The sequence below is a fragment of the Amycolatopsis vastitatis genome (assembly GCF_002234595.1).
In the GTDB taxonomy this organism is placed as follows: domain Bacteria; phylum Actinomycetota; class Actinomycetes; order Mycobacteriales; family Pseudonocardiaceae; genus Amycolatopsis; species Amycolatopsis vastitatis.
This window is the reverse complement of record NZ_NMUL01000057.1, coordinates 71,252-86,910: the sequence shown is the minus strand read 5'-3', so window position 1 is coordinate 86,910 and position 15,659 is coordinate 71,252. Positions and strand designations below refer to the sequence as shown.

Genomic DNA, 15,659 nt, shown 5'->3' with positions numbered 1-15,659 from the left:
GAACAGGCTGATCAGAAGCGGCTGTCGTGCCGGGCCTGCGCCCAGGCCCGGTCCCACGCCGCCGCGTGGAGGCGGCTCAGGACGAACCGGACGGCGCCGTACAGCCCGGCCAGCGCGCCGGTGACGGCGACCCACAGCAGGACCGCCGCGAAGACGCCGTCGGCCGCCGAAGCGGACGGCGAGAGGGGCTCGCTGGTCAGCTCGCCGTGCTGGTCCAGCCACACGGACACGCGGGTGCCCGCCGGGCTGCCCGCGTCGGCGAGGACCTCGCCGGTGTGGCGGGTGCCGCGCGCGTCGAACCAGGCGGCCTCGACCGTCGTCTGGTCGGCCGGGGCGCCGGCGCCGTCGGTGCCGTAGGACTGGCCGGACGCCGCGGTGAGCGAAACGGCCGTCGCCGGGTGGCGGGTGGTGCGTTCCTCCCCGGCCCGGGTGGTCTGCGCGGCGTAGGTGTCGGAACCGAACGCCGCGGCGAAGGGCACGGCCAGGAGCGCGCCGGCGACCACCAGCATGAGGAGGACGGCTTCGACGCGGTCGCCCGCGCGCGCGATCGGGTTGCGGCCGGGGTGCAACCGGCGCCGGAACCGGGTGATCCGTCCGCTGGGCCCACGCATGCGCGACTCACTCCTGTCCACCGAAGATGTCTTCTCGGTAACAGTGTGCGCGCCGGGCCTGGCTTTCTCGCGTCAATGGGATGCGGCCCACCTGTGAAACCCTGCACAACCACTCGGAAGCGCGTTAAGCCTCGATCACAGCCAGTCGTCGGGACGCGGCCACGGCATCAACGCCGCGAGCGCGTCGCGGGCCGGCTCGGTGACGGCGTACCGGCCGCGGTGGAACAGCAGCGGACGCGCGTCCGACGGCGTGCCGAGCGCCGTGACCCGGCCGATCACGACGTAGTGGTCCCCCGCCTCGTGCACGGTCTCCAGCGTGCAGTCGATCCAGGTGAGCGCGCCTTCGAGCAGCGGCGCCCCGGACGGCGCGGGCGTCCAGCCGAACCGGGCGAACTTGTCCTCGCCGCGGGCGCCGAACACGGCGCTGACCTCCTGCTGGTCCTCGGCCAGGACGTTGACCGCGAACCGGCCGGCCGCGGCGAGCACCGGCCAGGTCCGCGAGGTGCGAGCCGGGCAGAACAGCACCAGCGGCGGGTCGAGCGACAGCGCCGCGAACGACTGGCAGGCGAACCCGGCGAGGGTGTCGCCGTCGCGGCCGGTGACCACCGTGACACCCGTGCAGAAGTGCCCGAGGACGCTGCGGAACTCGGTCTGGTCGACCGCCACCGACGTCATGACGCGCCGGGCGGCCGCGCGCCGACCGAGAAGTCGTGGCCCCACAACGAAACCGCGGTGCTCTCGCGCGCGATCCAGTTGTCGTCGTCGACCTGGCGGCCTTCGCAGCCGAACTCGACGTCGAAGCCGCCCGGGGTCTTCATGTAGAACGACAGCATCAGGTCGTTGACGTGCCGGCCGAGGGTGGCCGACATCGGCACCTTCCGCCGGATCGCGCGGTCGAGGCACAGGCCGACGTCGTCGGTGTTCTCCACCTCGACCATCAGGTGCACGATCCCGCTTGGCGTCGGCATCGGCAGGAACGCCAGGCTGTGGTGGCGCGGGTTGCAGCCGAAGAACCGCAGCCACGCGGGCGGGCCGTCGGCGGGCCTGCCGACCAGCTGCGGCGGCAGGCGCATCGAGTCGCGCAGCCGGAAGCCGAGGACGTCCCGGTAGAACCGCAGCGACGCCTCGTCATCCTTTGTGGACAAAACGACGTGGCCGAGGCCCTGTTCGCCGGTGACGAACTTGTGGCCGTACGGGCTGACCACGCGCCGGTGCTGCAGCGCGACGCCGTGGAACACCTCCTGGGTGTTGCCGGACGGGTCCTCGAAGCTGATCAGCTCGTCGACGCGGCGGTCGGCCAGCTCGTCCGGCGTGCCCTCCTTGTACGGCACCGACGCACTGTCCAACCGGGACCGCAGCTCGGCCAGCTCACCCGCGTGAGCAACCTCCCAGCCGGTGACGGCCAGCCGGTCCGCTTCCCCGGGCGAGACGACCAGCCGCGCCGGGAAGTCGTCCATGCGCAGGTACAGCGCGTCCGGGTTGGTGCCGCTGCCTTCGACCATGCCGAGCACCTTGAGCCCGTACTCGCGCCAGGCCGCCATGTCGGTGGCTTCGATGCGGAGGTAGCCCAGTGACCGGATGCCCATCAGGAACTCCCGAGGAAGTCGAGGGCCAGCCGGTTGAACTCGTCGAACTTCTCCAGCTGGGCCCAGTGCCCGCAGCCGCCGAACACGTGCAGCTGCGCGCGCGGAATCGTCTTGAGTGCGAGCAGGGCGCCGTCCAGGGGGTTGACGCGGTCCTCGCGCCCCCAGATCAGCAGGACGCGCTGGCGCAGGCGGTGGGCTTCGCGCCAGAGCATGCCTTCTTCGTACGTGTCGGGCTGCGCGAACGACATCCCCATCGCCCGCATGGCGGCGAGCGACTCGGGGGTGTTCGCCGCGGCGAAGCGTTCGTCGATCAGCTCGTCGGTGATCAGGCCCTGGTCGTGGACCATGATCCGCAGGAACGCTTCCATCCGCTCGCGCGAGGGCTTGGCCGCGAACCGCCCGAGGTTCTTGACGCCTTCGGTGGGATCGGGCGCGAAGACGTTGACGCTCAGCCCGCCCGGCCCCATCAGGACCAGCCGCCCGGCCCGCTTCCCGTGGTTCAGCGCGAACCGCACCGCCGCTCCCCCGCCGAGCGAATTGCCGACGAAGTGGGCGCGCTCGATACCGAGCGAGTCCATCAAGCCCGCGACGGCGTCCGCGCTGTGCCGGAAGTACTGCGGGTGCTCCGTCGGCTTGTCCGACCGCCCGAAGCCGGGCTGGTCGACCGCGATCGTCCGGTAGTGCTTGGCGAACTCCGGCAGGTTGCGCCCGAAGTTGCTCCACGCCGACGCGCCGGGCCCGCCGCCGTGCAGCAGGATCACCGTCTCGGCGTGTTCCGCACCGGCCTCGTGGTAGTGCAGCTTCAGCGAGCCGGCCTGGACGTACTTGCCTTCGGGAGCGGCCATCAGTACATCGCGTTCTCGACGGGGAGCCCGAAGGCGCCGGTGCCGAACATGACATACGCGCGCTCGGCGTCGTTGGCCGCGTGGACGCGGCCGGCGTGCGCGTCGCGCCAGAAGCGCTGGATCGGCGTGCCGCGCTGGATCGCCCGGCCGCCCGAGTTCTCGAAGAGCCGGTCGATCGCGGCGATCGCGCGTTCGGTACCGCGCACCTGGTCGCGCCGGACGCGCAGCCGCAGGTCCACGGGCAGCCGCTCTTCGCGCTTGGCGAGCTCGTACAGCTCCTCGATGTTGCGGGTCAGCTGCAGCCAGGCCGCGTCGATCTCGCTGGCCGCCTCCGCGATCCGCACCTTGGCGAACGGGTCCTCTTTGGACTGTTCACCGGCGTACGCGGCCCGGACGCGTTTGCCCTGGTGCTCGACGTGCGCGTCGTAAGCACCCTGGGCCATGCCGATGATCGGCGCGGTGATCGTGGTCGGGTGCACCGAGCCGTACGGGAGCCGGTACAGCGGCCCGGGGTTGACGGCCTGGCCCGGCACCTTGCACTTCGACGTCGCGATGAAGCTCAGCGCCCGGTGCTGCGGCACGAAAACGTCCTCGACGACGATGTCGTTCGAGCCGGTGCCGCGCAGGCCCACCGTGTCCCAGACGTCCACAATGGAGTAGTCGGCGATGGGCAGCAGGTAGGTGCAGAAGTCGACCGGCTTGCCGTCCTTGAACGCGGGGCCCCCGAGCAGCACCCACGTGCAGTGGTCGCAGCCGGAGGAGAAGCTCCACCGGCCCGACAGCCGGTAGCCGCCCTCGACGACCTCGGCCTTGCCCATCGGCGCGTACGACGAGGAGATCCGCACGTCCTGGTCTTCGCCCCAGACCTCCTGCTGCGCCTGCGCGTCGAACAGGGCCACGTGCCACGGGTGGACGCCGAGGATGGAGGCGACCCAGCCCGTGGACCCGCACGCGCTCGCGATCAGCTTGACCGCGGTGTAGAAGCTCGTCGGGTCGGTTTCGAAGCCCCCGTGGAGCTTCGGCTGCAGCAGCTTGAAGAACCCGGTCTCCTGCAGGGCCTTGACGGACTCCTCGGGGACGCGGCGCGCGTCCTCGGTGTCCTGGGCCCGTTCCCGCAGGACCGGCAGGAGGTCCCGGACCCCGGCGATCACCTGCTCGCTCATGCGCAGTTCCTCTCTAGTCTTCAGTACGGCAAGACTAGAACACGTTCTCGTTTTTGTCGAGAACTCCCTGCGCCAGGGCACTGTTGATCCCCGCTCGGCGGCCAGAAAAAACGCAGTCGGCCAGCGACAGACCACTCACGTACGACCTGGAACAGATTCCCACGGCGGTGCGGCCGGCCGCGTACAGGCCCGGGATCGGCTCCCCCGCCGTGCTCCGCACGGCGCCCGTCTCCTCGTCGACGACCAGCCCGCCGAGGGTCAGCATCGGCGTCGGGTACCCGAGGTTCGGCCGCACCGAGATGTCGATGAGCGAGAACGGCGGGTTCTCCAGCCGCCGCGCGAACTCGGCGGGCTTGCCCATCGGGTCCACGGCGCCGTGGTAGGCCTCGACGCTCGCCTTGAGCCCCTCGAGGGCGATCCCGGCCTTGCGCGCGACCTCGCCCAGCGTCGCGCCGACGACCCGGCCGCGGCGCAGCAGGTACCGCAGCTGAAGCCATTGGAACCACTGGCTTTGCTTGCGGCCGTCCCGGCGCGCCTCGGCCACGATCGGCGCGTCGACGAGCAGCCAGCCCTTGCTCCCGTGGTCCTCGATGAGCTTTTCCCCGATGGCGGCGCCGTAGCGGGATTCGTCGATGACCCGCCGCCCCTCGGCGTCGACGATGATCCCGCCGAGGAACGCGCTCGGCGGCGTGACGAACCGCCACGCCGAGATCCGGCCCAGCTCACCGGTGGCCGCCCCGGCTTCGACGCCCATCCGGATGCCCGAGCCGTCGTCGGCGGACGTGCCGAGCGGGAGCCCGCCGCGGTAGGCCGGGGCGTGTTCGCGCACCATCTCGCGGTCGGCGATGAACCCGCCCGCGGCGAGGACGACCCCGCGCCGGGCGGAAATCCGCAGCTCACGGCCGTGCGCGCGCTCGAAGCGCTCGACGCGGCGGTGCAGCGACCTGCGCAGCGACGGGATGTAGATCCCGGGCTTCGCCGCGTACTGGGCGAAGCGCTGATGCTGGGCCCGCACGCCGGCGGGGGCGTCGCTCAGGGTGTCGGCGATGAGCCCGGTGACGCGGCCTTCGTCGTCGCGGATCAGGGTCCGGGCGGTCGTCTGCGTCAGCACGCGGATGCCGCGGGCGCGCACGGCCGCCTTGAGCCGGGCCATCAGCATCTTCCCCGAGGTCCCGGGACCCTTGACGCGGTGGCCGCGCGGGCCGGGCTTCGCGGCGTCGCGGAACCCGCCGGCGGACTCGCTGCCGGAGTAGTACAGGTAGTGGTCGTCGCTGGGGTACGACGTCTTGTACGGGCAGAGGCTGCCTTCGAACGGCACGCCGTTGTCCTCCAGCCAGGTGATCATCTCCCGGCTGCCCTCGCAGAACCGGCGCAGCGTCGCTTCGGAGACGACGTCGCCGGTTTCGAGCCGGAGGTAGGCGTACATCGCGTCGACGGAGTCGTCGACGCCCGCGTCGAGCTGCTGGCGGGTTCCGCCACCGGCGTAGACGATGCCACCGCTGACCGCGCTGGCCCCTCCCCCGGCGAAGCGCTCGACGATGACGACGTCGGCGCCCGCGTCGGCCGCTTCGAGGGCGGCACAGGCGCCGGCCGCTCCGAACCCCACGATGACCACGTCCGCGACGAGTGCGTCCATGGTCGCTACCCTAGAACTGAAACACGTTCTCGTCTATGGTGACCGAAAGCGGCTCTCAACTGGAGACTCGTCCTGTGGAACACGTTACAAGTGTTCCCCGGAACGCCCGACAAGTGAGGTGAGATGACCGAGCAGTTCGACGTCGTCGTGGTCGGCAGCGGGGCCGCCGGGATGACCGCCGCGCTGGCTGCGGCCCACCACGGCTTGAGCGTCGTCGTCCTGGAAAAGGCGGCCTGCTTCGGCGGCTCGACCGCGCGCTCCGGCGGTGGCGTCTGGCTCCCCGGCAACCACGCGCTGCGCGCCGCCGGGATCGACGAGCCCCCCGAGCGGGCGCGCGAGTACCTGGCCTCGATCGTCGGTGACGTCGTCCCGGCCGTCCGGCGTGACACGTTCCTCGCGCACGGCCCCGAGGTGCTGCGGTTCGTCTGCGACCACACGCCGCTGAAGTTCCGCTGGGTCCGCGACTACAGCGACTACCACCCCGAGGCCCCCGGCGGGCGGCCCGGCGGCCGGTCGGTCGAGCCGATGGCCTTCGACGGCAAGCTGCTCGGCGCCGAGCTGGCCCACCTCGAACCGCCCTACAGCGCTCCCCCGATGGGCGTGCCGATCACCCAGGCGGACTACCGCTGGCTGAGCCTGCTGGCGAGACACCCCCGCGGCGCCGTCCGGATGCTGTCCCTCGGCGTCCAGTGGCTGGTGGGGCGCGTGCGCGGGCAGCGGCTGCTCAGCATGGGGCAAGCGCTTGCGGGGGGCCTGCGGGTCGGCCTGGCCAGGGCCGGTGTCGAAGTCCGGCTGAACACGCCCCTCACCGACCTGCGGGTCGACGGCGACCGCGTCACCGGCGTGGTCACCTCGCAGGGGGTCATCGAAGCCCGGCGGGGCGTGATCCTCGGCAGCGGCGGCTTCGAGCGGAACCTGGAGATGCGCGAGAAGTACCAGCGCGCCCCGATCGGCGTCGACTGGACCGTCGGCGCGGAAGCCAACACCGGCGACGGCATCACCGCCGGCCTGAAGCTGGGCGCGGCGCTCGACCTGATGGACGACGCCTGGTGGGGGCCGTCGCTGCCGCTCACCGGCGGCCCGTGGTTCGCGCTCGCCGAACGGTCGCGGCCGCGCTGCATCATGGTCGACGCGCAGGGGAAGCGGTTCGTCAACGAGTCGGCGCCCTACGTCGAGGCCGTGCACGCGATGTACGGCGAAGGCGACGGGCCGGGCGAGCACATCCCGACCTGGCTGGTGTTCGACCAACGCTACAAGGACCGGTACATGTTCACCGGCATCGGGCCGCGCCAGCCGCTGCCCGGCCGCTGGTTCAAGGCCGGGATCGCGGCGAAGTCGTCGTCACTGGCCGGGCTGGCCGCGAAGATCGACGTCCCGGCTTCCGCTTTGGAAACCACCGTCGAGCGCTTCAACGGCTTCGCACGCCGAGGCGTCGACGAGGACTTCCACCGCGGGGTCAGCAAGTACGACCACTACTACGGCGACCCGCGCAACAAACCCAACCCCAGCCTCGGCCCCTTGGACAAGGCGCCGTTCTACGCGGTGAAGATCGTGCCGGGCGACCTGGGGACCAAAGGCGGGCTGCGCACCGACGAACACGCGCGGGTACTCCGCGAAGACGGTTCGGTGGTGCCTGGGCTCTACGCCGCGGGCAACGCCAGCGCGGCCGTGATGGGCCGGACGTACGCCGGGCCGGGCGCGACCATCGGCCCCGCCATGGTGTTCGGCTACCTTGCGGCGACGCGGCTGGCGAACGAAGATCAGGGGACCACGGGAGGGCAGCGATGACGCAGGACTCGGTACGCACCATCTACGCCGGTGAGCCACCGACCCGGTTCGCCCGCGGCTGGCACTGCCTGGGCCTGGCGGAGAACTTCCGCGACGGGAAACCGCACGCGATCACGGCGTTCGGCACGAAGCTCGTGGTGTTCGCCGACTCGCACGGTGCACTGCAGGTGCTCGACGGCTACTGCCGGCACATGGGCGGCGACCTCACCCAGGGCAGCGTCAAGGGCGACGAGGTCGCCTGCCCGTTCCACGACTGGCGCTGGAACGGCAAGGGCAAGTGCGTCTCGATCCCCTACGCCAAGCGGGTTCCGCTGCGGGCGCGGACGCGGTCGTGGACGACGGAGGAGCGGAACGGCCAGCTGCTGCTGTGGCACGACCCCGAGGGCAACCCGCCGCCGGAGGAGCTGGCGATCCCGCGGATCGAGGCCGCCGACAGCGCCGAGTGGAGCAACTGGACCTGGGACGAGATCTTCATCGACGGTTCCAACTGCCGCGAGATCATCGACAACGTCGTCGACATGGCGCACTTCTTCTATATCCATTACGCCTACCCGACGTACTTCAAGAACGTGTTCGAAGGCCACATCGCCACGCAGTACCTCAACACCAAGGGCCGCCCGGACATGGGCATGGCGTCGAACTACGGCGGCGAGGAAAACCTGCTGCGGTCGGAGGCTTCGTACTTCGGACCTTCGTACATGATCAACAAGCTGGTGAACTCGTTCCAGGGCTACGAGATCGAGAGCGTGCTCATCAACTGCCACTACCCCGTCACGCCGACGTCGTTCGTGCTGCAGTACGGGATGAAGGTGCGGAAGCCGCCGGGCATCTCCGACGAGCACGCGGACAAGATCGCCGCGAAGCTGGCCCGCGGGATCGGGGCCGGGTTCCTTCAGGACGTCGAGATCTGGAAGCACAAGACGCAGATCGACAACCCGCTGCTGTGCGAAGAGGACGGTCCGGTCTACCAGCTCCGCCGGTGGTACCAGCAGTTCTACGTCGACGTCGCCGACGTCACCGAGGACATGACGCAACGGTTCGAGTTCGAAGTGGACACCACGAAGGCGAACGAGGCGTGGGCGGCGGAGGTGGCCGAGAACCTGGCGCGGCAGAAGACCGAGGCGGAAGTGTGACGACCGCCGAGCAGACCGAATTCCTGTCGGGCGGGCTGCGGCCGCACGAGTGCCGCAGCTGCGGGACGTGCGTGCTGGTGAAGAAGAACAGCATCCAGCACACGAGCATCCAGTGGACGTCCCGGCCGGCCGACACCTGCCCGGTGTTCGCGGACGCGGACGGCCCTTCGGCGTTGCTCGACACGTGCCCGAAGCTGGCCGACAGCATCTCCGACGCCGTGCGCGAAGGCACGCTGGCGGTGGCCGATGGCTGAGCGGGTCTACACGCTGACCGTCGCCGACGTCATCGTCGAGACGCCGGACGCGCGGTCGGTCGTGTTCGAGGTCCCCGACGAGCACGCTTCGGCGTTTTCCTATACGGCAGGCCAGTTCCTGACCTTGCGGATCCCGAGCGACCGGACCGGTTCGGTCGCGCGGTGCTACTCGCTTTCGAGCGCGCCGCACGAGAACCGCGTGCAGGTGACGGTCAAGCGGACCGACGGCGGCTACGGCTCGAGCTGGATCTGCTCGTCCTTGCAGCCGGGGATGCAGCTCGACGTGCTGGCGCCGGCGGGCGTGTTCTGCCCGACGTCGGTGGACGAGGACTTCCTGCTGTTCGCCGCCGGCAGCGGCATCACGCCGGTGATGGCGATCCTCAAGACGGCTCTTGAGGAGGGCTCCGGCCGGGTCGTGCTGGTCTACGCGAACCGCGACGAGCGCTCGGTGATCTTCGCCGACGAGCTGGTGTCGCTGGCGAAGCGGTACGGCGACCGCCTGGTCGTCGTGCACTGGCTGGAAAGCGTCCAGGGGCTGCCGGACGTCGCGCAGCTGCGGGGGCTGGCGGCGGCGTACACGTCGCACGAGGCGTTCCTGTGCGGGCCGGCGCCGTTCATGGCCGCCGTCCGGGAAGCCCTCGGGCAGCTCGGCGTGCCGCGGGACCGCGTGCACGTCGAGAAGTTCACGTCGCTGACCGGGAACCCGTTCGAGTCCGGTGAGCCGGAGCCCGAGGTCGAGTCCGATGAGGCGCCGGTGTCGCTGACGGTGACCCTCGACGGGGACACGCGGTCGATGGCGTGGCCGCGGCAGCGGAAGCTCCTGGACCGGCTCCTGGACGAAGGCATGGACGCGCCGTACTCGTGCCGCGAGGGACAATGCAGTGCGTGCGCGTGCCGGATCGTCTCGGGTGAGGTGAAGATGCTGCACAACGAGGTCCTCGACGCCGAGGACATCGCCGACGGCATCGTCCTGGCGTGCCAGTCCCTGCCGGTCACCGACGAGGTCTCGATCAGCTACGAATAGGAGCCCGCGTGCCCATCAACCCGGACGTCGCGATCGGCGCCGAGATCGGCGAGGTGAGCTTCGCCTGGACGTCGTCGGACGTGCTGCTCTACCACCTGGCGCTGGGTGCCGGCCCGGACGAGCTGCGGTACACCTACGAGCAGGACCTGGTGGTGCTGCCGACGTTCGCGACGGTGGCGGCCAACCTGCGCGTGTTCGACCCGCCGGCGGTGTCGTTCCCCGGCGTGGAGATCGACCTGGCGAAGGTGCTGCACGGCAAGCAGGAAATCACGATGCACCGGCCGATCCCGACGTCCGGGAAGGCGGTGGCCCGGTCGCGGATCGCCGACGTCTTCGACAAGGGCAAGGCGGCTGTGGTGGTCCAGGAGGTCTCGGCCACGTCGTCGTCCGGCGATCCCCTGTGGACGGCCCGGTCGAGCATCTTCGCCCGCGGCGAGGGCGGTTTCGGCGGGTCGCGGGGACCTTCGGATCGGATCGACTGGCCGACACGTTCGCCTGATCTTGTTCTCGAGACGCCGACGTTGCCCCAGCAAGCGTTGCTGTACCGGCTGTGCGGCGACCGGAACCCGCTGCACGCCGACCCCGCGTTCGCTCGCGCGGCCGGGTTCGAGCGGCCGATCCTGCACGGCCTGTGCACGTACGGGATCGTGGCGCGGGTGCTGGTGAACGAGTTCCTGGACGGCGACCCGGCCCGGGTGGCGTCCTTCGCGACGAAGTTCGCCGGCGTGGTGTTCCCGGGTGAGACGCTGCGGAGCCGGGTGTGGCGCGAGGATGACGGCCGGTTGCTGGTGACGACGTCGGCGGCCGAGCGGGACGATGCCCCGGTGCTGGCGGACACGGTGCTCGTGCCCACTTCGTGAGCTGTTCCGGCGGGGGCGGCTACCGTAGGAGGGAGAACCTCGGGAGGGGACGGATGCCGGAATACTTCGTGGTGCGGGGAACGGTCGAATCGGGCGACAAGCGCGGCCGTGAGCTGGGCTTTCCCACGGCCAACATCGCCCTGCGCGACCAGGACGGCTCGCTCGGCGACGGCGTCTGGGCGGGCTGGGTCCGCCGCGCGGACGGCACGCACGTCCCGGCGGCGATCTCGGTGGGCAGGCGCCCGACGTACTACGGCGCGGACGGCTACCGCCTGCTGGAGGCCCACCTCCTGGACTTCACCGGCGACCTGTACGGCGAGACGCTGGCGGTGTGGCTCGGGACACACCTGCGGCAGCAGGAGAAGTACGCGTCGGCGGAGGATCTGATCACGGCGCTGAAGAACGACATCGCGGCCGCGACCCAGTGGACGGCCGGCCATCCGGCGGCTTCCCTCCCGGCCCCCGGCGAGAGCCCGCTCGGCGAGGTCCGCCGCGTCGCGGGCTGAAGTTCACAGGGCCGAGGCCAGCAGCAGGTAGCCCATCCCGGCCCCCATCGCCGCCCGGCACACCGCGCGCGACGCCTGCCCGGAGCCCGAGCCCGCGATGGCCGCGCCCCGCACCACCAGCACTCCGGACCACGCGGCATCGACCACGAAGTACCCCGCCGCCACCACCGCTATCAGCGGCAACGCCAACCGTGAATCCATTGTGGACATAGTCAGCCACGGCCCGTGGTCCATTCCGGCGTGCGGCATCGCCGTCACCATGTAGAACATCGCCGCCGCCGACAGCGCGTGGTGGGCGCAGCACGACCTGCCCCGCCACCAGGCCACCGCGAACCAGCCCGTCGTCAGCGCCAGCACCGCCTGCCAGCCCGCCGCCGGGATCGGGCCGCCGACCGGGGAGACCATCGCCAGCATCGCCACCACCAGCAGCAGCTCCGCGAGGTCGCCGTGGCGGACCCCGTGGCCCAGCCGCGCGTAGTCGAGGCGGACCAGGCGCAGCACGCACGGCAGCACCAGCGCCGCGAACACCGCCGTGAGCGCCCAGTCGACCACCATCGCCAGTCGGCCTCACTCTCCGTCGTGGATGGTGTCTCCACCGTGACATCCACGTCGGCCGCGCACCAGCCGTCAATGAGGTGACACCTCAGTCACCCGTCAGGATGAGTCCGCTCGTCGGCACGCCCGTCCCCGCCGTGACCAGCACCCGGGCGGCGTCCGGTACCTGGTTGGCCGCCGTGCCGCGGATCTGGCGCACCCCTTCCGCGATGCCGTTCATGCCGTGGATGTACGCCTCGCCGAGCTGGCCGCCGTGCGGGTTGAGCGGCAACGCGCCGTCGAGCTCCAGCGCGCCGTCGGCGATGAAGTCCTTCGCTTCGCCGCGGCCGCAGAAACCCAGTTCCTCCAGCTGCATCAGCACATACGGCGTGAAGTGGTCGTACAGCACGGCAACGTCCACATCGGACGGTGTCAGCCCCGACTGTCCCCACAGCTGCCCGCCCACGACGCCCATCTCGGGCAACGCGGCCAGGTCGTCGCGGTAGTAGCTGGTCATCACGTACTGGTCCGGCCCGCTCCCCTGCGCCGCCGCCGCGATCACCACCGGCGGCCGGGCCAGGTCACGCGCCCGTTCCACGCTGGTGACGACGAGCGCCACCCCGCCGTCGCTCTCCTGGCAGCAGTCGAGCAGGTGCAGCGGCTCGGCCACCCAGCGCGACGCCTGGTGCTCCTCGAGGGTGATGGGCCGCTCGTGAAACCACGCGTTCGGGTTGGTCGCCGCGTGCTTGCGGTCGATCACCGCGACGCGCCCGAAGTCCTCGCTCGTCGCGCCGTAGTCGTGGAGGTACCGCCGCGCGACCATCGCGACCGTCGCCGCCGGGGTCGCGATGCCCATCGGGTAGTGGAAGGCGTTGTCGACCCCGGACGAGTTGACCTGGCCCGCCGCGGCGGACGACACCTGCCCGAAGCGGTGCCCCGACCGCTCGTTGAACGCCCGGTAGGCGACGACGACGTCCGCGACGCCGGTCGCCACCGCCATCGCGGCCTGCTGCAGAGTCGCCGCCGCGGCGCCGCCGCCGTAGTGGATGCGGCTGAAGAATTTCAGTTCGGGGATGCCGAGTTCGCGGGCGACAGCGATCTCCGCGTTGCCGTCCATCGTGAACGACACCAGTCCGTCCACATCAGACGGGGTGAGTCCCGCGTCGGCCAGCGCGTGGGACACGCATTCCGCCGCCAGCCGCAGTTCACTCCGGCCCGAGTCCTTCGAGAACTCCGTCGCGCCGATCCCGACGATGGCCGCCTTGCCCGAGAGCGTCACGGGAGGGTCACCTCCACGGTGCCGGCGACGTGCTCGCCGAGACTGTCCACACCGGACACGGACACCACGACGTCCCGCCCTTCGCAAGAGACCACCCGGCCGGTGAACGTCAGCGTGTCGTAGGCGTAGCACGGCACGCCGAGCCGGATCTTGATCGACCGGATCAGCGCCTCCGGCCCGGCCCACGCCGAAACGAACCGCTGCACGAGACCGGTGTCGGTGAGGATGTTGAGGAAGATGTCCTTCGAGCCGCGCTCGACGGCCGCGTCGCGGTCGTGGTGCACGTCCTGGAAGTCCCGGGTGGCCAGCGCCGTGCTGACGACGAACGTCGGCGTCGCCTCGATCGTCAGCGGCGGCAGCTCGGTCCCTTCGGCGACGGTCATCGGGCCACCTTCCACGCGGGCAGGGTCAGGTCGTCGTCGACGCGGACGAACGCGGCCACCACCGGCAGTCCGATGTGGACCTCGTCCGGCGACGCGTCGAGCAGCTCGGCCATCACGCGAACCCCTTCCTCCAGCTCGACCAGGGCCACGACGAACGGCAGCTCCTTGCCCGGCACCGGCGGGTGGTGGTGGACGACGTACGAGTACACGGTTCCCCGGCCACTGGCCACGACGTAGTCGGGCTTGGTGTCCAGCGAGCCGTCCGGCGGCATCGGCCCCGGCGGGTGCCGCAGCGTTTCGCCCCAGCGCTGGATCCGCAGTTCGCCCTCGCGAAGGCCGTCCCAGAAGAACTCGGTGTCCCGGCTGATCACCGGCCGCAGCACCGGCGCCGGCGGCGGCTTCGGGCCGGGCGGCCGGAACTTCAGCACCCGGAACATCATCTCCGCGACCGCTTCGGACCCGACGGACCAGGTCGTCCGCGTGGTGACGAACCAGCCTTCCCCCAACGCCGTCTTCTTCGGGCCGACGACCTTCTCCAGGCGAGTCGTCGCCGCCAGGTGCTCACCCGGCCGCAGGTACCGGTGGTAGGTCTGCTCGGAGTTCGTGGCCACCACGGAGGTGAACCCGGCCTCGTCGAGCACGGCCATCATCGCGCCGAGCGGGTCGTCGTCCGCCCGGGTGCCGTGCAGGCCGTTCATCGTCCACACCTGGGCCATCGCGGGCGGCGCGACGAGTCCCTTGTGGACACTCGCGGCGGCGGATTCCGGGTCGGTGTAGACCGGGTTGGGGTCGCCGATCGCCTCGACCCAGTTGTTCACCATGGCCTGGTTGACCGGGTCGCGCGCCAGGCGCGGCGCGCTTTCCCCGCGCGCGGCGATCTCCGCGGCTGCTTCTTCTACGTTCACCGCGGCACCCTCGGCAGGCCCAGGCCGATCGAGGAGATCAGCTCCCGCTGGATTTCGCTGACCCCACCGCCGAACGTCAGCACGATGTTCCGCTTCGCCGTGAGGTCGAGCCAGTCCGCCAGCTCGGCGGTGTCCGGATCGGCCGGATCGCCGTGACGTGCCACCAGTTCCTCCAGGTTCCGGCCGATCCGCTGGATGGCCTCGGAGCTGAACACCTTGGTCGCCGACGCGTCCGCGACGCCGACCGGCGCGCTCGCCGAGGACACCGCGACCTGCCAGTTCAGCAGCTCGTTCACCCGCGTGACGGCGAGCGCGTCGGCCAGCACGGCCCGGACGTCGGCGAGGTCCAGCAGGCCGTGGGCGGACGCCCAGGCGTGCACGCGGTCGTACAGCCCGCCGACGCGCCCGGCCGGGCCCAGCATCACGCGCTCGTGGTTGAGCTGCGTCGTGATCAGCCGCCAGCCGCCGTTTTCCTTGCCCACCAACCGATCCGCCGGAACACGGACGTCCGAATAGTACGTCGCGTTGACGTGGTGGGCGCCGTCGCAGGTGATGATCGGCGTCCACGAGTACCCCGGGTCGCTCGTGTCGACGATGAGGATCGAGATGCCCTTGTGCTTCGGCGCGTCGGGCGCCGTCCGCACGGCGAGCCAGATGTAGTCCGCGTCGTGCCCGCCGGTGGTGAAGATCTTCTGCCCGTTGACGACGTATTCGTCGCCGTCGCGCACCGCCGTCGTCCGCAGGGACGCCAGGTCGGTACCGGCGTCGGGCTCGGTGTAGCCGATCGCGAAGTGGATCTCGCCGGCCAGGATCTTCGGCAGGAAGAAGGACTTCTGCTCGTCCGTGCCGTACTCCTGCAGCGTCGGCCCGACCGTCTGCAGCGTCACCGACGGCAGCTGGACGTCGGCGCGGGCGGCCTCGTCGACGAACAGGTGCTGCTCGATCCCGCCGAAGCCCTGCCCGCCGTACTCGACCGGCCAGCCGACGCCGAGCCGGCCGTCGCGGCCCATCCGGCGGACGATCTCGCGGAACACCGGCCCGTGCCGTTCTCGGCGCATCGCCTGCCGCTCCTCGGGGCTGATCAGGCCCGAGAAGTATTCGCGCAGCTCGGCGCGCAGTTCCCGTTGCGCCGCGGTCAGTTCGACGTGCATC

The 15,659-nt window shown here is 70.9% G+C and carries 17 protein-coding genes; 6 read left to right on the top strand and 11 right to left on the bottom strand.

Going from position 1 to position 15,659, the window contains the following annotated elements; genetic code table 11:
* Positions 1–11: 11 nt before the first annotated feature.
* The 6 genes from CF165_RS41420 to CF165_RS41395 form a co-directional block, all read right to left on the bottom strand.
* Positions 12–611 carry an Rv1733c family protein gene (locus tag CF165_RS41420; protein ID WP_093953051.1) on the bottom strand — a complete coding sequence of 200 codons (600 nt, stop codon included), beginning with the start codon at positions 609–611 and terminating at the stop codon, positions 12–14.
* A gap of 135 nt (positions 612–746) precedes the next feature.
* Positions 747–1,286, bottom strand: coding sequence for a 3-hydroxy-9,10-secoandrosta-1,3,5(10)-triene-9,17-dione monooxygenase reductase subunit (gene hsaB, locus CF165_RS41415; protein WP_093953050.1), 540 nt, complete (start codon positions 1,284–1,286; stop codon positions 747–749).
* Positions 1,283–2,197, bottom strand: a complete 915-nt coding sequence (gene hsaC, locus CF165_RS41410) for an iron-dependent extradiol dioxygenase HsaC (protein WP_093953049.1) — start codon at positions 2,195–2,197, stop codon at positions 1,283–1,285. The genes hsaB and hsaC overlap by 4 nt, the downstream gene beginning before the upstream one ends.
* On the bottom strand, positions 2,197–3,042 hold the full coding sequence (hsaD, locus tag CF165_RS41405) for a 4,5:9,10-diseco-3-hydroxy-5,9,17-trioxoandrosta-1(10),2-diene-4-oate hydrolase (RefSeq protein WP_093953048.1): 846 nt from the start codon (positions 3,040–3,042) through the stop codon (positions 2,197–2,199). Before hsaD ends, hsaC begins: the two co-directional genes overlap by 1 nt.
* On the bottom strand, positions 3,042–4,205 hold the full coding sequence (gene hsaA / locus CF165_RS41400) for a 3-hydroxy-9,10-secoandrosta-1,3,5(10)-triene-9,17-dione monooxygenase oxygenase subunit (protein WP_093953047.1): 1,164 nt from the start codon (positions 4,203–4,205) through the stop codon (positions 3,042–3,044). Before hsaA ends, hsaD begins: the two co-directional genes overlap by 1 nt.
* Positions 4,206–4,239: 34 nt before the next feature.
* Positions 4,240–5,841, bottom strand: a complete 1,602-nt coding sequence (locus CF165_RS41395) for an FAD-binding protein (RefSeq protein WP_093953046.1) — start codon at positions 5,839–5,841, stop codon at positions 4,240–4,242.
* A gap of 123 nt (positions 5,842–5,964) precedes the next feature.
* Between CF165_RS41395 and kstD the strand changes: the two genes are divergently transcribed.
* The 6 genes from kstD to CF165_RS41365 are packed head-to-tail and all read left to right on the top strand — an operon-like array spanning position 5,965 to position 11,406.
* Positions 5,965–7,629: a 3-oxosteroid 1-dehydrogenase gene (gene kstD, locus CF165_RS41390; protein WP_093953045.1), complete on the top strand. Its 1,665-nt coding sequence runs from the start codon at positions 5,965–5,967 to the stop codon at positions 7,627–7,629.
* A complete protein-coding gene (locus tag CF165_RS41385; RefSeq protein ID WP_093953044.1) occupies positions 7,626–8,762 on the top strand; it encodes a 3-ketosteroid-9-alpha-monooxygenase, oxygenase component in 1,137 nt (378 codons plus the stop codon). Before kstD ends, CF165_RS41385 begins: the two co-directional genes overlap by 4 nt.
* Complete coding sequence (locus CF165_RS41380; protein ID WP_093953043.1) at positions 8,759–9,016, top strand: hypothetical protein; 258 nt, start codon at positions 8,759–8,761, stop codon at positions 9,014–9,016. Before CF165_RS41385 ends, CF165_RS41380 begins: the two co-directional genes overlap by 4 nt.
* On the top strand, positions 9,009–10,040 hold the full coding sequence (locus tag CF165_RS41375; protein ID WP_093953042.1) for a ferredoxin--NADP reductase: 1,032 nt from the start codon (positions 9,009–9,011) through the stop codon (positions 10,038–10,040). The genes CF165_RS41380 and CF165_RS41375 overlap by 8 nt, the downstream gene beginning before the upstream one ends.
* 8 nt (positions 10,041–10,048) lie before the next feature.
* Positions 10,049–10,900 carry an enoyl-CoA hydratase ChsH3 gene (gene chsH3, locus CF165_RS41370; RefSeq protein WP_093953041.1) on the top strand — a complete coding sequence of 284 codons (852 nt, stop codon included), beginning with the start codon at positions 10,049–10,051 and terminating at the stop codon, positions 10,898–10,900.
* 53 nt (positions 10,901–10,953) lie between these two features.
* Positions 10,954–11,406 (top strand): riboflavin kinase, encoded by a 453-nt coding sequence (locus CF165_RS41365; RefSeq protein ID WP_093953040.1) that lies wholly within the window; start codon positions 10,954–10,956, stop codon positions 11,404–11,406.
* Positions 11,407–11,409: 3 nt separating this feature from the next.
* Here the strand turns inward: CF165_RS41365 and CF165_RS41360 are convergent, their stop codons facing one another.
* From CF165_RS41360 to CF165_RS41340, 5 genes are all read right to left on the bottom strand, one after another.
* Positions 11,410–11,961, bottom strand: coding sequence for a DUF5134 domain-containing protein (locus CF165_RS41360; RefSeq protein WP_093953039.1), 552 nt, complete (start codon positions 11,959–11,961; stop codon positions 11,410–11,412).
* An 88-nt stretch (positions 11,962–12,049) separates the two neighbouring features.
* Positions 12,050–13,219: a lipid-transfer protein gene (locus CF165_RS41355; RefSeq protein WP_093953038.1), complete on the bottom strand. Its 1,170-nt coding sequence runs from the start codon at positions 13,217–13,219 to the stop codon at positions 12,050–12,052.
* A complete protein-coding gene (locus CF165_RS41350; protein ID WP_093953037.1) occupies positions 13,216–13,602 on the bottom strand; it encodes a hotdog family protein in 387 nt (128 codons plus the stop codon). Before CF165_RS41350 ends, CF165_RS41355 begins: the two co-directional genes overlap by 4 nt.
* Positions 13,599–14,507, bottom strand: coding sequence for a bifunctional MaoC family dehydratase N-terminal/OB-fold nucleic acid binding domain-containing protein (locus CF165_RS41345; protein ID WP_093953036.1), 909 nt, complete (start codon positions 14,505–14,507; stop codon positions 13,599–13,601). Before CF165_RS41345 ends, CF165_RS41350 begins: the two co-directional genes overlap by 4 nt.
* Positions 14,504–15,658, bottom strand: coding sequence for an acyl-CoA dehydrogenase family protein (locus CF165_RS41340; protein ID WP_093953081.1), 1,155 nt, complete (start codon positions 15,656–15,658; stop codon positions 14,504–14,506). The genes CF165_RS41345 and CF165_RS41340 overlap by 4 nt, the downstream gene beginning before the upstream one ends.
* Position 15,659 lies beyond the last annotated feature (1 nt).

Excerpts from the sequence above, each read along its gene's own strand:
- CF165_RS41360 (WP_093953039.1), bottom strand. The coding sequence starts at position 11,961 with ATGGTGGTCGACTGGGCGCTCACGGCGGTGTTCGCGGCGCTGGTGCTG.
- CF165_RS41385 (WP_093953044.1), top strand. The coding sequence starts at position 7,626 with ATGACGCAGGACTCGGTACGCACCATCTACGCCGGTGAGCCACCGACC.
- CF165_RS41365 (WP_093953040.1), top strand. The coding sequence starts at position 10,954 with ATGCCGGAATACTTCGTGGTGCGGGGAACGGTCGAATCGGGCGACAAG.
- CF165_RS41420 (WP_093953051.1), bottom strand. The coding sequence starts at position 611 with ATGCGTGGGCCCAGCGGACGGATCACCCGGTTCCGGCGCCGGTTGCAC.
- hsaD (WP_093953048.1), bottom strand. The coding sequence starts at position 3,042 with ATGGCCGCTCCCGAAGGCAAGTACGTCCAGGCCGGCTCGCTGAAGCTG.
- hsaA (WP_093953047.1), bottom strand. The coding sequence starts at position 4,205 with ATGAGCGAGCAGGTGATCGCCGGGGTCCGGGACCTCCTGCCGGTCCTG.
- CF165_RS41350 (WP_093953037.1), bottom strand. The coding sequence starts at position 13,602 with ATGACCGTCGCCGAAGGGACCGAGCTGCCGCCGCTGACGATCGAGGCG.
- kstD (WP_093953045.1), top strand. The coding sequence starts at position 5,965 with ATGACCGAGCAGTTCGACGTCGTCGTGGTCGGCAGCGGGGCCGCCGGG.
- CF165_RS41375 (WP_093953042.1), top strand. The coding sequence starts at position 9,009 with ATGGCTGAGCGGGTCTACACGCTGACCGTCGCCGACGTCATCGTCGAG.
- CF165_RS41395 (WP_093953046.1), bottom strand. The coding sequence starts at position 5,841 with ATGGACGCACTCGTCGCGGACGTGGTCATCGTGGGGTTCGGAGCGGCC.
- hsaB (WP_093953050.1), bottom strand. The coding sequence starts at position 1,286 with ATGACGTCGGTGGCGGTCGACCAGACCGAGTTCCGCAGCGTCCTCGGG.
- CF165_RS41340 (WP_093953081.1), bottom strand. The coding sequence starts at position 15,658 with ATGCACGTCGAACTGACCGCGGCGCAACGGGAACTGCGCGCCGAGCTG.
- hsaC (WP_093953049.1), bottom strand. The coding sequence starts at position 2,197 with ATGGGCATCCGGTCACTGGGCTACCTCCGCATCGAAGCCACCGACATG.